The organism is Streptomyces sp. NPDC000594, assembly GCF_040299965.1.
Classification (GTDB): Bacteria; Actinomycetota; Actinomycetes; order Streptomycetales; family Streptomycetaceae; genus Streptomyces.
Genome location: NZ_JBEPCY010000015.1, coordinates 150,236 through 163,888, shown reverse-complemented (window position 1 = coordinate 163,888; position 13,653 = coordinate 150,236). Strand labels below are relative to the sequence as shown.

The 13,653-nt window shown below is 73.9% G+C and carries 10 protein-coding genes; 2 read left to right on the top strand and 8 right to left on the bottom strand.

Features of this window, described 5'->3' with window-relative positions:
* Positions 1-293: 293 nt before the first annotated feature.
* Positions 294-998: an O-methyltransferase gene (locus tag ABT354_RS21785; RefSeq protein ID WP_351496243.1), complete on the bottom strand. Its 705-nt coding sequence runs from the start codon at positions 996-998 to the stop codon at positions 294-296.
* Between the two features lie 261 nt (positions 999-1,259).
* Between ABT354_RS21785 and ABT354_RS21780 the strand changes: the two genes are divergently transcribed.
* A complete protein-coding gene (locus ABT354_RS21780) occupies positions 1,260-3,317 on the top strand; it encodes a bifunctional glycosyltransferase 87/phosphatase PAP2 family protein (RefSeq protein ID WP_351496241.1) in 2,058 nt (685 codons plus the stop codon).
* Between the two features lie 75 nt (positions 3,318-3,392).
* On the opposite strand, the gene ABT354_RS21775 is transcribed toward ABT354_RS21780, so the two are convergent.
* Positions 3,393-4,658, bottom strand: a complete 1,266-nt coding sequence (locus tag ABT354_RS21775; RefSeq protein WP_351496239.1) for a cytochrome P450 — start codon at positions 4,656-4,658, stop codon at positions 3,393-3,395.
* Positions 4,659-4,960: 302 nt separating this feature from the next.
* On the opposite strand from ABT354_RS21775, the gene ABT354_RS21770 reads away from it, so the two are divergent.
* A complete protein-coding gene (locus tag ABT354_RS21770; RefSeq protein WP_351496237.1) occupies positions 4,961-6,130 on the top strand; it encodes a steroid 3-ketoacyl-CoA thiolase in 1,170 nt (389 codons plus the stop codon).
* A gap of 124 nt (positions 6,131-6,254) precedes the next feature.
* On the opposite strand, the gene ABT354_RS21765 is transcribed toward ABT354_RS21770, so the two are convergent.
* The 6 genes from ABT354_RS21765 to ABT354_RS21740 form a co-directional block, all read right to left on the bottom strand.
* Positions 6,255-6,680, bottom strand: a complete 426-nt coding sequence (locus ABT354_RS21765) for an aggregation-promoting factor C-terminal-like domain-containing protein (RefSeq protein ID WP_351496235.1) — start codon at positions 6,678-6,680, stop codon at positions 6,255-6,257.
* 275 nt (positions 6,681-6,955) lie between these two features.
* Entirely contained in the window at positions 6,956-7,771 is an 816-nt protein-coding gene (locus ABT354_RS21760; protein WP_351496319.1) for an ECF transporter S component, read from the bottom strand.
* A gap of 128 nt (positions 7,772-7,899) precedes the next feature.
* A complete protein-coding gene (locus ABT354_RS21755) occupies positions 7,900-9,531 on the bottom strand; it encodes an ABC transporter ATP-binding protein (RefSeq protein WP_351496233.1) in 1,632 nt (543 codons plus the stop codon).
* Positions 9,528-10,883: an energy-coupling factor transporter transmembrane component T family protein gene (locus ABT354_RS21750; protein ID WP_351496231.1), complete on the bottom strand. Its 1,356-nt coding sequence runs from the start codon at positions 10,881-10,883 to the stop codon at positions 9,528-9,530. Before ABT354_RS21750 ends, ABT354_RS21755 begins: the two co-directional genes overlap by 4 nt.
* Before the next feature lie 761 nt (positions 10,884-11,644).
* Positions 11,645-12,331, bottom strand: a complete 687-nt coding sequence (locus ABT354_RS21745) for an SCO2322 family protein (RefSeq protein ID WP_351496229.1) — start codon at positions 12,329-12,331, stop codon at positions 11,645-11,647.
* On the bottom strand, positions 12,328-13,575 hold the full coding sequence (locus ABT354_RS21740; RefSeq protein WP_351496227.1) for an SCO2321 family membrane protein: 1,248 nt from the start codon (positions 13,573-13,575) through the stop codon (positions 12,328-12,330). The genes ABT354_RS21745 and ABT354_RS21740 overlap by 4 nt, the downstream gene beginning before the upstream one ends.
* Positions 13,576-13,653: the final 78 nt, after the last annotated feature.

Sequence of the window (13,653 nt, the reverse complement as noted above, 5' to 3'; positions counted from 1 at the left end):
ACTTGCGAGTCACCTCGCCGCCGCCCCTTGTGGCAAGGGCTGCCCGCACAAATCCAGCCCGATGGGGGTCCCCCCGGACGAAGTCTGGGGGAGTTTGAGGACGGACCCCAGCCCCGAGTCACCTCGGGCGGACGTCGGGGGCCGGCCCCCGAAGCCCCCGCGCCTCAATCGCCGGCGAGGCTGGGATCAAGGCACCTGTCGGGGCCAGCCCCGAACCCCGCTCCTCAAACGCCGGAGGGGCTGAGTCTTGGCTTCCGTCCGGGGCGATCAGCTCGGGCGATCGTTCGACCGGGTCAAGAGCGGACGCGGGCGAGGAGGAAGCCGTCGTACCCCTTCGACCCCACCGTCTGGACCGCCGTCGCCTCCAGGCGGGGCTCGCGGGAGACCAGGTCGAACATCTCGCGCGTACCCCGCACCGAGGGGTCACCGTGCTTGTTCAGGACCGCGCCCCGGCGGATCACGTTGTCGACGACGATCACACTGCCGGGGCGGGAGAGCTTGAGCGCCCACTCGACATAGCGTGGGTTGTTGACCTTGTCCGCGTCGATGAAGAAGAGGTCGAAGGGGCCCGCGCCGGGCTCCGCCGCCAGGAGGGGGAGGGTGTCCAGGGCCGGACCGGTCCGGACCTCCGCCACCGTGTCCAGGCCCGCGCGGGCCAGATTCGCGCGGGCGACCTCGGCGTGGGCCGGGGCGTACTCCAGGGAGATCAGCCGCCCGCCCTCCGGCAGCGCCCGCGCCAGCCAGATCGTGCTGTAACCCGCGAGAGTGCCGATCTCCAGCACCGAGCGGGCTCCCACCATCCGGGTCAGCAGATACAGGAGCTTCCCCTGATTCCCCGCGACACCGATCGGCGGGAGCCCCGCTTCCTCCCCGGCGGCGAGCGCCGCGGACAGCGCCTCGTCGTCCGGGGCGAGGAGATCTGTGACATACCGGTCCACCTCCTCCCAGGGCTCGTCGGACCGGCCGGGCTGGTGGGGCTGCTGACTCCGCTCGCTCATACGTCAAACTTATGTCAGCGAGGGGTTCCCGGGTCCGTCCCGGAGACCGCGATTTCACAGGTCCAACGACCCCTCGCACCCCCTTGGGTCAGGCAAAGAGGGGGCTGCCCGAGTCTCTGTGACCGGGCAGTGCGACGCTCTGGTGACACAGAGCGGGACCAGACAGGACCGACCGGACGAAACGTAGGGGAGGCGCGGCGCGACGTGGCGAACGCGGAGCACAGCGTGCGCGGGAGTGCGACGACGGACACGAGGATGGGCATGGCGAGGATCGCGCTGTGGCTCGTGGCCGCTGTCCTCGCCATACGGCAGACGACGGTGGTTCTCAGACAGCCGCCCGGCGAACGGTTCATCGATCTGGAGACCTGGCTCGGCGAGAACGGGGTCCTCCGGGTCAAGGGCTCGCTCTACGAAACCGACCCCTTCACCGGGACCCCCTTCGCGGGGCTGGTGCTCAGACCCCTGACCCGCTCGGCCGAGCAGGCCCTCGGGGTCGGCTGGACCCTCGGCACCCTGCTGCTGGTCGCGGGGATCGGGGTGCTGATCGCCCGCGCCCTGCCCGGACCGGTCTCCCGCCGCACCCAGCTGCTGGCCGCCCCGCTCGCCATCAGTCTGCTGATGCTCTCGCTGCCCGTACGGAACAGCTTCCACCTCGGGCAGACCAGCATCATCCCGGTCCTTCTCGTCCTCCTCGGCGCCTTCGCCGCCCGGGGCGAACGCACCTCCGGGGTGCTGATCGGTGTCGGCGCGGCCCTCCAGCCCGCCGTGCTGCTCTTCGCCCCGCTGCTCTGGTTCACCGGCCGCCGCCGGGCCGCCGCGAGCAGCGTGGCCACCTTCGCCGCCTGCTCCGCCCTCGCCTGGGCCGCGCTGCCCCGGGACTCCTGGGCGTACTGGATCGACCATGTCGCGGGCGCCGGGCTCGGCACCCACCCCGACGGGGTCGCCAACCAGTCCCTCCACGGCATGCTGCTCCGCTTCGGCCTGGAGGGGCCGCTGGAGATCGCGCTCTATCTGCTGCTCGCCGCCGGGATCGCCTGGCTGGGTCTGCGCCGGGCGATCCGCTACGCCGACGACGGCCAGCTGCTGCTCGCCGTCGCGCTGACCGGCTGTGTCGCGGTCGCGGTGTCGCCCACCACCTGGCAGCACCAGGCCCTGTGGGTGCTGCTCGCGGTGGTCGGCCGGGTCGGCAAGCGGCAGCGGGACCGGATGCTCTGGCCGTTCCTGACGGTGGCCGTGGTCACCCTGCCCAGCAAGATGCTGCTGCCGAACATGCCGGTCACCCTGCCGGTCCGGGAGAACGCGGTGCTGCTGATGGCGGTGGCGGCGGCGTGCGCGGTGCCCTTCCTGAGCCGCACCTCGCCCCAGTTCCACCGGCCGATCCCCACCGAGTACGTCACTCCCGCGCCGTCGCGCTGGAGCCGGGTGCCGCTGCTGCCCTTCTGGCGGCGGGTGGTCAGCCGGCCGAATCTGCTGCTGGAACTGATCGCCATCCGGGTCGGCTACTCGATCTACTCCCAGATCCGGCTCGCGGCCACCGCCGGGGTCGAGGAGGCCCGCGCCCACGGCCGTCAGATCAACTCCATCGAGCAGGCCATCGGCATCGACATCGAGCACTGGTTCAACCAGTGGGTCGTCGGGATCGGCTGGCTGGAGGAGTTCTTCAACTTCTACTACACGTCGTTCCACTTCCCCATTCCGCTGATCATCCTGGGTCTGCTCTATGTCCGCCGCCCGGGGGACTACCGCTGGGCCCGTGCGGCGCTCGCCTTCGCCACGGTGCTGGCGCTGGTCGGCTTCTGGCTCTATCCGCTGGCGCCGCCGAGGCTCATGCCGGGCATGGGCTTCGTCGACACCGTCCACAAGACCCAGGACCTGGCCAACCCCGAGTTCGGGGCGATGACGGCGGTCACCAACCAGTACGCGGCGATGCCCTCGCTGCACTTCGGCTGGTCGCTCTGGTGCGGTGTGGTGATCGTGATGCTGGCGCCGAAGATGTGGATGAAGGCGCTCGGCCTGATCCATCCGCTGATCACCCTCGCGGTGATCGTCGGTACCGCCAACCACTGGATCCTCGACGCCCTGGGCGGCGCCGTGGTCGTGGCCGCCGGCTTCGCGCTCACCTATCTCCTGTCGGGGCGCCGCCGGCTCCTCCCGCCGGGTGCGGAGGAGCCGGAGAAGGAGGACATGGAAGGTACGGGCAAGGGGGCGGAGGTCCCCGTTCCGGTACTGGTCCCGGCGGCCCGGAAGTCCGTATCCCGGGAGTCCGCCGCCAAGGACCCGGGCGAGCCCCAGGAAGAGGCGCCCGTCCCGGCGCAGTAGTCCCGCCCCGCCCCACCTCCGCCGACGGGGGTACGGGTGCCCGTACCCCGGGCACCCGTACCCCCGTCGTCGTCCCTACCGCCCCGTCGTCACGCGCAGCTCCTTCACCCCGTTGAGCCAGGCCGAGCGGAGCCGCCGGGGCTCGGCCGCCAGCCGCAGATCCGGCAGGGCGTCCGCGAGGGCCTCGAACATCAGCTCGATCTCCATCAGCGCCAGGGACTTCCCCAGACAGAAGTGCGGACCGCCGCCGCCGAACCCCAGATGGGGATTGGGGTCCCGGCCGATGTCGAAGACCTCAGGGTTCCCGAAGACCTCCCGGTCGTTGTTGGCCGAGGAGTAGAAGAGCCCCACCCGGTCCCCCTGGGCGATCTCCGCCCCGCCCAGCACCAGATCCTCCGTCGCCGTCCGCTGGAAGGAGACGATGGGGGAGGCCCAGCGCACGATCTCGTCCGCCGCCGTGGGCGGGCGCTCCGCCCGGTACCGCTCCCACTGGCCGGGATGGGTGAGAAAGGCGTGCATCCCGTGGGTGATCGCGTTGCGCGTGGTCTCGTTCCCGGCCACCGCCAGCAGGATGACGAAGAAGCCGAACTCGTCCGAGGAGAGATTGCCCGCGCCCTCCGCCGCCACCAGCCGGGTGACGATGTCGTCGGCGGGACACTCCTTCCGGGCGGCGGCGAGGTTCATGGAGTACGCCAGGAACTCCATCGTCGCCTCCAGCCCCGCCTCCTCGGTGATCGCGAACTCGGGGTCGTCGTACGAGGCCATCGTGTTGGACCACTCGAAGATCCGCGCCCGCTCCTCCTGCGGTACGCCGATCAGCTCGGCGATGGACTGGAGCGGCAGCTCCACCGAGACCGCGCTGACGAAGTCGAAGGAGTCGCCCGTACGGGAACGGGCCACCGCGCCGTCCACGATGGCGCGGGCGCGCTCCCGCAGCGCCGACTCCAGCGACGCGACCGCCCGGGGGGTGAACCCCCGCTGCACGATCTGGCGCACCCGGGTGTGCTCCGGCGGGTCCATATTGAGCATGATCAGCCGCTGGACATCGATCTGGTCGCGCTGGATCGACTCAGTGAACCGGATCACGGCGGTGTTGCGGTACGAGGAGAACAGCTCCGGGTGGGTGGAGACGTGCTTGACGTCGGCATGGCGGGTCACCGCCCAGTACCCCTCGTCGTCGAAGCCCGAGACGCCGCGCCGCTGCGGGATCCAGCAGACCGGGGCGGTCTCCCGGGCGAGGGCGAACTCGGGGTGGGGCACACGGGTGCTCAGCAGATCGGGGTCGGTGAAGTCGAATCCCTCGGGAAGTCCGGACGCTCCGGGAGAACGGGGGCAGCGCATCGGCAACTCCTGGCCGGGTGTCGGCGCCGGGACACCGCGCCGCGCTTGCGATCCCGCCGACGCCTCGTCAGATGCTGGCGGAAAGCTAGTAACGAGTTCTACAACTAGCAAGGCCCGCAACGGGATTGACCGTCCCGTATAGGTGTTCCAGGGACGTGCACGACCCTTGCGTACTCGGGGTAACTCTCATAAGACTGGCGGAGGGGAACGAGAACGCGTACCAGTTCTCGCGTGGTGCGCGGAACGACCTCCATCGCCAGGACCGGACGCCGGGTCCGTCAGGAGAGGACGATTCACGAGTCATGGCCGCGGAACCCGTCATCGTCGAAGCCGTACGCACCCCCATCGGCAAGCGTGGAGGGGCGCTGGCCAACCTCCACCCCGCCTACCTCCTGGGCGAGACCTACCGTGAACTCCTGGGCCGCACCGGGATCCAGCCCGACTGCGTCGAGCAGATCGTCGGCGGTACGGTCACCCACGCCGGGGAGCAGTCCATGAACCCGGCGCGCACCGCCTGGCTCGCCATGGGGCTCCCGTACGAGACCGCCGCGACCACCGTCGACTGCCAGTGCGGCTCCTCGCAGCAGGCGGCCCACATGGTCGCGAACATGATCTCCTCCGGCGTCATCGACGTGGGGGTGAGCTGCGGTCTGGAGGCGATGTCCCGGGTGCCGCTGGGCAGCGCCACCCGCCACGGGCCCGGAAAGCCCTTCCCGGACGAGTGGAACGTCGATCTGCCCAACCAGTTCGAGGCCGCCGAGCGGATCGCCCGCCACCGGGGGCTGACCCGGGAGCGGGTCGACTCCCTCGGTCTGCTCTCCCAGGAGCGCGCGGCCACCGCCTGGGCGGAGGAGCGGTTCAAGCGCGAGACCTTCGCCGTGCAGGTCCCCACCACCGAGGAGGAGCAGGCGGCGGGCCAGGGCATGTGGCGTCTGGTCGACCGGGACGAGGGGCTGCGCGACACCAGCATGGAGGCGCTGGCCGGGCTGAAGCCGGTGATGCCCGCCGCCGTGCACACGGCGGGGAACTCCTCCCAGATCTCCGACGGGGCCGCCGCCCTGCTGTGGACGTCCAAACGGATGGCGCGGGCCCTGCGGCTGCGCGCCCGCGCCCGGGTGGTGGCGCAGGCGCTGGTGGGCTCCGATCCCCGGTTCCATCTCGACGGGCCGATCGACGCGACCCGGGCGGTGCTGGGGAAGGCGGGGATGTCCCTCAAGGACATCGATCTGGTGGAGATCAACGAAGCCTTCGCCTCGGTGGTGCTCAGCTGGGCGCAGGTCTTCGACCAGGACCTGGAGAAGGTGAACGTCAACGGCGGGGCCATCGCGCTGGGCCATCCCGTGGGGGCGACGGGGGCCCGGCTGATCACCACGGCCCTGCATGAGCTGGAACGCCGTGACCGGGAGTTCGCGCTGGTGACGATGTGCGCGGGGGGCGGTCTCGCGACGGCCACGATCCTTCAGCGGCTCTGAGGACGGCCCGCTCCCCGGGTGGGTGCGGACACGGCTGTGGGGCCGGGGCGGGTGCCCCGGCCCCACAGTGGGCCGTGCGGTACGGAAGGATCAGGTCAACGGGACCGGATCAACAGGGACCGGATCAGTACCAGCCCTGGGTCTGCCAGGCGGACCAGGCGGCGCACGGGCTGCCGTAGCGGTCCTTCATGTAGTCGACGCCCCACTTGATCTGGGTCTCGGGGTTGGTGCGCCAGTCCGAGCCATGGGTGGCCATCTTGCCGGCCGGCAGGGCCTGCACCAGACCGTAGGCACCGCTCGACGGGTTGGTGGCGGTCACCTTCCAGTCGCTCTCATGGTCCACGATCTTGTTGAAGCACTGGTACTGCGCGTCGTCCTTGATCACCTTCTTGGCCACCGCCTGCGCGGACGCGACCGTCGGCGCCGCGGGGGCGGCCGAGGCGGCGGGCGCGGTCACACCGAGGACCATGGCGGCCGAGGTCACCGCGAGAGCGGAGCCGACCAGCGCGGTCTGGGGACGGGCGATACGGCTGAGGATGGAGCGGGACAAGGCGGACACCTAACGTCGGGGACAGGGGCGTCACCGGAGCAGGCCGGACCCCGGGGGCGTCCACGGGGGATTCCGGCCGCCGGACGGTGGCGAGCGGGCCGCGGGGGCCGCGCCGCACCGGGCGACCAGACCGTTGTAGCGGTCCGCCGGGCCCCGCCGCAACGACCCCGCTTACTAGCCGGCCTCGGACCCGGCGCTCTGTGACCCGGCCGCTTGACAGGCCGTCGCCGCAGGTCGGCGCGGGGGTACGGGGTGGTCTGGGGGCGCCTTCGGATCTACTGCCCCGGGTAGTGGCGCACCGGGGCCCTGTGGGTCTCCTCACCCGGCCCCGGCCCCGCCGGGGGCTCGAATGTGACCTGGGCCTCGAAGTCCGCCCGGCGGGTGGCCCGGCGCAGCGCCCGCAGTACCGCCGTGCCCAGGGTCAGCGTGAGCACCAGGGTCATCACCGCCCGGCCCAGGTCCCAGCCGAGGGAGGTGGCCACGCAGTACGCCAGGAAGCGGACCAGGTTCTCGGCGAGCGGGTCGCCCGGCTGGAAGGAGATGCCCGAGGACAGGCCGCCGATATAGGTCCAGCCCTGGAGGTTCATGACCGTTCCATAGGCGAAGGAGGCCACCGTTCCGTACGCGCCGAGCATCCACAGCTCGGCCCGGCCCCGGATCCGCTCCTGGCCCGGCAGCAGCCCCGCGCCCAGCGTGAACCAGCCCATGGCCAGCATCTGGAACGGCATCCAGGGGCCGACCCCGCCGGTCAGCAGCGCGGAGGCGAACATCGTCACCGAGCCGAGGACAAAGCCGAAGCCCGGTCCCAGGACCCGGCCGCTCAGCACCATCAGGAAGAACATCGGCTCCAGACCGGCGGTGCCCGCGCCCAGCGGGCGCAGCGCGGCGCCGACCGCCGCGAGGACGCCCAGCATGGCCACCGCCTTGGCGCCGATCCCGGAGTCGGCGATCGTCGCCACCACCACGGCGACCAGCAGCGGCAGCAGCGCGGCGAAGAGCCAGGGGGCGTCCGTGTGGTGCGCGGCGACCCCGGAGTCCGGGTCGGCGAGGAGCGGCCAGCCGAAGGCGGCCACCCCGATCGCGCTGACCAGGGCGAGCGCGGCGGCGGCCCGGGGACCGAGCCGTACGGGACGGTCGGCGGTACGGGAACGGGGTCCGGCGCTCTGGGCAGGAGTGTCGGGGGCGGTACGGGTACGGGGTCCGGCGCCCCGGAGGGTCCTCACAGGGCGCTCCTGACCTGCTCCACCGTGAGCCAGGGCAGCGGCGCCAGCACCTTGGCGATCTGGGGCGCGTACGCGGGCGAGGAGACCACGACCTCGGCGGTGGGCCCGTCGGCCAGGATCTCGCCCTCCGCGAGGATCACCACCCGGTGGGCCAGCTCCGCCGCCAGCTCCACATCATGGGTGGCCAGCACGATGGTGTGTCCCTCGGCGGCGAGCCCGCGCAACACCGTGACGAGCCGCGCCTTCGCCGCGTAGTCCAGGCCCCGGGTGGGCTCGTCGAGGAGGAGCAGCGGCGGGCGGGCGGTGAGCACGACCGCCAGCGCGAGCGTCAGCCGCTGGCCCTCGGAGAGATCGCGGGGGTGGGTGGCGCCGTCGATGCCGGGGAGCAGGGTGCCCACCAGCTCCCGGCAGGTGCCGGGGTCGGCCCCGGCGTCCTCGTCGGCGGCGGCGCACTCGGCGGCCACGGTCTCCGCGTACAGCAGATCGCGGGGTTCCTGGGGGACCAGACCCACCCGGCGGATCAGCTCCGCCGCGCGGGTGCGGTGGGGTTCGGCCCCGCCGACGCGGACGGTGCCGGAGGCCGGCTCCACCAGTCCGACCAGGGTGGCGAGGAGGGTCGACTTCCCGGCGCCGTTCCGTCCCATGAGGGCGACGATCTCGCCGGGGGAGAGGGTGAGTCCGACGCCGCGCAGGGCCTCGATCCGGCCCCGGCGGACGGTGAGCCGCTCCACGACGGCGGGGGCGTCGGCCTTCTCGGGGGCGTCGGGGGCTTTGACGGATGTGGATACGGGTACGGGGGTCTCGGCGAGCCGGTCGCGCAGCCCGGCGGCGCGGCGGCGGGCGTCCCGTACGGTCAGCGGCAGCGGCTCCCAGCCGGCGAGCGCGCCCAGGTCGACCACGGGCGGCCGGACCGGGGACACCGCCATCACCTCGGCGGGGGTGCCCAGGACCGGGGGCAGGCCCCGGCCGGGCAGCAGGATCACCCGGTCCGCGTAGTGCACCACCCGTTCCAGCCGGTGCTCGGCCAGGAGCACCGTCGTCCCGAGGTCGTGGACGAGCCGTTGCAGTACGGCGAGGACATCCTCGGCGGCCCCGGGGTCCAGGGCGGAGGTCGGCTCGTCCAGGACCAGCACCCGGGGGTGCGGGGTCAGCACGGAGCCGATCGCGACCCGCTGCCGCTGGCCGCCGGAGAGGGTGGCGATCGGGCGTTCGCGCAGCTCCGCCAGGCCCAGCAGATCGAGGGTCTCCTCGACCCGGCGGCGCATCACGGCGGGCGGGATGCCCAGGGACTCCATCCCGTAGGCGAGTTCGTCCTCGACGGTATCGGTGACGAAGTGGGCCATCGGGTCCTGGCCGACCGTGCCGACGACATCGGCCAGATCGCGCGGCCGGTGGGTGCGGGTGTCCCGGCCGTCGACGGTGACCCGGCCGCGCAGGGTGCCGCCGGTGAAGTGCGGGACCAGCCCGGAGACCGTGCCCAGCAGGGTCGACTTGCCGGAGCCCGAGGGGCCGACCAGCAGCACGAGTTCGCCCTCGGGCACGGTGAGGTCGAGCCCGCTGAGGACGGGGGCGGCCGGAGCGGGGCCGTCCTGGGCGTAGCGGACCGACACATCCTCGAAGCGGATCACCGGGTCTCCTTTCCGTCCGGAGCGGCGGCTGTCTTTCCGGACGTACGGGTGGTGGGGCGGGCATCGGCGGGTACGGGGGCGACCAGCGCCGGGACCAGCCCGATCAGGACCGAGAGCGCGGGCAGCAGCGGCAGTACGGGTGCGGTCAGCGGGACGAGCGAGGGGTGCAGCGCGCCGGGGGCGTACCCGGTGGCGGCGATCATCAGGGCGGCGACCGCCGTACCGGAACCCGCCACCAGCCAGGAGCGCGGGCCGAAGCGGTCGGGGCGGTAGCGGGTGCGGGGCGAACGCCGTCCGCCCAGCCAGAGCCCGGCCAGGGCGGCGGCGAGCCCGGCGGCCAGCAGGGGCATCCCGTAGGCCGCGCCCTCGGCCGCCAGCAGTGCGTAGGTGCCCGCGCAGACGCCGATGAGCCCGCCGAGGGTGCAGACCGCCGTCAGCCGGCGGACGGCGGGGGGTACGGCGGCGGTCCGTCCGTAGCCGCGTGCGTCCATGGCGGCGGCGACCGCGACGGACCGTTCCAGCGCGCTCTCCAGCACCGGCAGCCCGATCCGGGCGACCGCGCCGATCCCGCCGGGGGACCGGCCGCGCAGCCGGCGGGCGGTACGGAGCCGGGCGACATCGGCGACCAGATGCGGGGCGAAGGTCATCGCGACGACGACGGCGACGCCCGCCTCGTACAGCGCGCCGGGCAGACAGCGCAGCAGCCGGGCGGGGCTGGCCAGGGCGTTGGCCGAGCCGACGCAGATGAGCAGCGCGGCGAGCTTGGCGCCGTCGTAGAGCGCGAACACGATCTGTTCGGCGGTGACCCGGCCGCCGATCCGGATGCCCTGGGCCCAGTCGGGGAGGGGTACCTCCGGCAGGGTGACCAGGGTGTGGGTGCCGGGCAGCGGCGAGCCGAGGAGTACGGAGAAGACGACCCGGATCGCGATCACCGCGAGCCCCAGCTTGAGGAAGGCGGTGTACGAGCGGGCCCAGGGCGCGTCGGTACGGCGGGCGGCGACGACGAGACCGGCGACGCCGACGAGCAGACCGAGCAGGAGCGGGTTGGTCGTGCGCGACGCGGCGACGGCGAGCCCGAGCGCCCACAGCCACCAGGCGCCGGGGTGGATGGCGTTCCCCCGCCCGCTCACAGGCGCCCGCCACCAGTCCTGCCGCTCGCCCCCGGCCCCTTCGCCGGCCGGCTCGCACCCGACCGCGCCCCGAGGGCCCCGTCCGACGATCCGCTCCCGCCGGGTGCTCGCGTTCGCGCCGACGGGGGGACGGCCTTCGGTGACCGTGGTCCGTACGCCGGGCTGTACGCCGATCCGTACGCCGGTCCGCGCGGGGGCGTCGACGGGCGTGGGGCCGTCCATGTGCCGGTGCCCCGCAGGGTCGGGTGAGGGTGCCTGAGGAGGGGCGCCGACCGGGGTACGCCCGGGTGTCGGCCCCCGGTGGGCGGGTGTTCCGCCCGTGCCGGGGCGCGTCGGCCCGGTCCCGGGTGCGGGGGACGCTGGGTGCCGGGTGCTCATGGGCCCGTGCTCCGCAGGCCCGGGTCCGGGCTGGTGGCGGCCACTGCCGGTGAGCGTTCCGTCCGTCCCGAGGCGCGCCGGGTCGGCTGAGGTCGCGGCGGAGCTGGGGTGCCGGGCGTCGGCGGTCCCGGTCGGAGATCCGTCGCGGGGTCCGGCGGTGCGTGTTCCCGCTGTACCGGTTGGCTCGGGGTCGGCCGGAGGCGCGTGCTTCGTGCCGCCGGTGGGTGTTCCGGCGGTGTCGGGGTGCGTGGGGTCGGTCCCGGGGGCCCCGGACGGGTCGTGCCGGGTGTCGGCGGGGCCGTCCGTGGGCCGGTGCCGTGCCGGGTCGGCCGGGGGTACGCGGTGGGTGCCGCCGGTGTGCGCTCCGGCCGTACCGGATCGCCTCGGGTCGGCCGTGGTCGTGGCGGAGGCGGAGGCGGGGTGCCGGGTGTCCACGGGGCCCGCCGGGTCGGCCGGAGGCGCGTGCTTGGTGCCGCCGGTGGGTGTCCCGGCCGTGCCGGGGTGCGAGGGACCGGCCCCCGGCGCCGTGGGCGCGGGGGTGTGGCCCGGGTCCTCCGGGGCGGGCGAGGGGGTCCCGGGGGCTCCCGGGTGGGGGGTGTCCGGGGTCATCGACGGCGGCGGCGGGACTGCCACAGGGCCGCCGCGCCCAGGGTGACGATCGCGCCGACCCCGACGAGGGGGCCCAGTGCGGGGCCGTCGTCGGATGCGGCCCCGGAGGTTGCCTGCGAGTCAGCGGTGGTGTCGGCGGAGGTCTTCCCGGACCCGGTCGCGGCGACCTGCTCCCCGCAGCCCGTGCGCGGATAGCCGGAGATCCCGCAGAGCAGCGCCTGCGTGTTGTAGCGGAGCGGCTTGGCGACCGCCGCCAGCGCCTCCGCCGTGGTCGCGGACTCCGGCACCCGGGCACAGGCGCTCCGGCGCTCCGGCGGGGTCTCGCCGTTCGGGGCGTCCACCCGGGTGCCCGGGTCGATGACCAGGGCGATCCGCTTGGCGCCCGGCTCGGCCGGGGTGGATCCGCAGATGGCCGCGAAGTCCGGCGCGGTCCTCGGCCGTGCCGAGTCCGCGCTGTTCTCGCTGACGGCGAAGCGGAACCCGGCGACGGAGCCGTCGGCGGGCCGGTGGGTCGCCGGGCCCACGGTCGCGTACGTCCAGCTCTCCTTCCCGTCCAGCCAGAACGACCAGTAGCGGTATCCCGCCGCCTGCGCCGGACCGGCGCCGAACAGGGTCAGCGCCGCCGCGAGGGCCAGCACCGCCCCGAGGGCGCGCGCACCCCCCGTACCCGCCGCGCGCCTCATGAGCGGGGCTTGCGGCGGCCCGCGAGGAGGAAGCCCGCACCGGCGCTCGCCGCGAAGAACGCGCCGACGAACCACCACACCCCGGAGCCGGAGTCGTCCTTCTCGCCGGACTTCCCGCTCTTCTCCGCCTGCTGGGCCTGCTGGGCCTTCTCGGGAGCGGGACCGGTCGCGTTCAGGGCCGCCACCAGGTCCGTCCCGCCGAAGTCACGGGGGTCGGTGCCGGTTGCGTGCGCCGCGAGGACCAGCTGTGCGTACGCCGCCGGGCCGGACTCCTTGGCCCAGTCGGAGGCGTTCCGCTCCAGCCAGGCCAGCGGCTTGGCCGCCTGCTCGGTCAGACCCTGCGCGGCGAGCGCCACGACCGCGTCCGCCGTGTTGCCGAAGTCCGGCGCGGGCTTCGTGTCCGAGGCGCCCGGGGTCGGCGGCAGCAGCAGATGGCCGGTCTTCGCCAGGGCGTCGGCGAGATACCCGGCGCCCTGGCGCGCGGCGTCCTCGATCGTCGCCGGGTCGCAGGCGGGCTTGGCCTCGCGGGCCTGCGCGGGGGCGGTCACGACCAGGCCCTTGCCCGCCGAGGCGGTGACGGCGGCGGCGGTCGAGTCGCCGACGATGCCGGGCTGCTTCGGCTGGTAGACGAAGGCCCGGCCGTGCTCGCGGGCGTCGCAGGGCCGCGCGAAGGTCAGCAGCGCGTCGTACGGGCTCCGGTCCTTCGCGGACAGGGTCTTCTCCGGCTCGGCGCCCGCCGCCGCGAGGGCGCCGATCACCAGGGATGTGGAGTTGGCGTCGCTGGCCCCGCCCGGGGTGTAGCTCCAGCCGCCGTCCTCGTTCTGGACGGACTTCAGCCAGTTCACGGAGTCGCGCACGGCCGCGTCCCGCCCGCCGAGCGCGGCGAGCGCCTGGATCGCGGCGGCGGTGGCGTTGGAGTCGGGGAGCGTCTTGGGGCCGCAGTCCTGGGTGGAATTGGCGCGGTACGAGGGGAACGCGCCGCTGTCGCACTGCTGCGCGGTGAGCCAGTCGACCGCCCGCGCGGCGGGGCGTACCCCGGCGGTGTCCTGGGCCAGCAGCGCCAGCGACTGCCGCCAGACGCCGTCGTAGGTCGGGTCGCCCTTCCCGTACAGCCCGGCGGGGACCGGGGCGGGCGGCGGGGTGGTCGCGGCGTGGGCGGTGGGTGCGACGGCGGCGGCGACGGCCCCGCCGAGAACGGCGGATACGGCGAGCGCGGCGATGCCGCGACGGCGGGCGTTGTTCATGAGCGGGGCGGGCCTCTCCTGCGGGAGCCGGGCCGGGCCCTGCGGGGCGCCTGGGCTCCGGCTCCGTATTCCTCGACG

Bases quoted from the DNA above. Each gene is read 5' to 3' on its own strand.
- ABT354_RS21785 (WP_351496243.1), bottom strand. From the start codon at position 998: ATGAGCGAGCGGAGTCAGCAGCCCCACCAGCCCGGCCGGTCCGACGAG.
- ABT354_RS21780 (WP_351496241.1), top strand. From the start codon at position 1,260: ATGGCGAGGATCGCGCTGTGGCTCGTGGCCGCTGTCCTCGCCATACGG.
- ABT354_RS21775 (WP_351496239.1), bottom strand. From the start codon at position 4,658: ATGCGCTGCCCCCGTTCTCCCGGAGCGTCCGGACTTCCCGAGGGATTC.
- ABT354_RS21770 (WP_351496237.1), top strand. From the start codon at position 4,961: ATGGCCGCGGAACCCGTCATCGTCGAAGCCGTACGCACCCCCATCGGC.
- ABT354_RS21750 (WP_351496231.1), bottom strand. From the start codon at position 10,883: ATGGACGGCCCCACGCCCGTCGACGCCCCCGCGCGGACCGGCGTACGG.
- ABT354_RS21745 (WP_351496229.1), bottom strand. From the start codon at position 12,331: ATGAGGCGCGCGGCGGGTACGGGGGGTGCGCGCGCCCTCGGGGCGGTG.
- ABT354_RS21740 (WP_351496227.1), bottom strand. From the start codon at position 13,575: ATGAACAACGCCCGCCGTCGCGGCATCGCCGCGCTCGCCGTATCCGCC.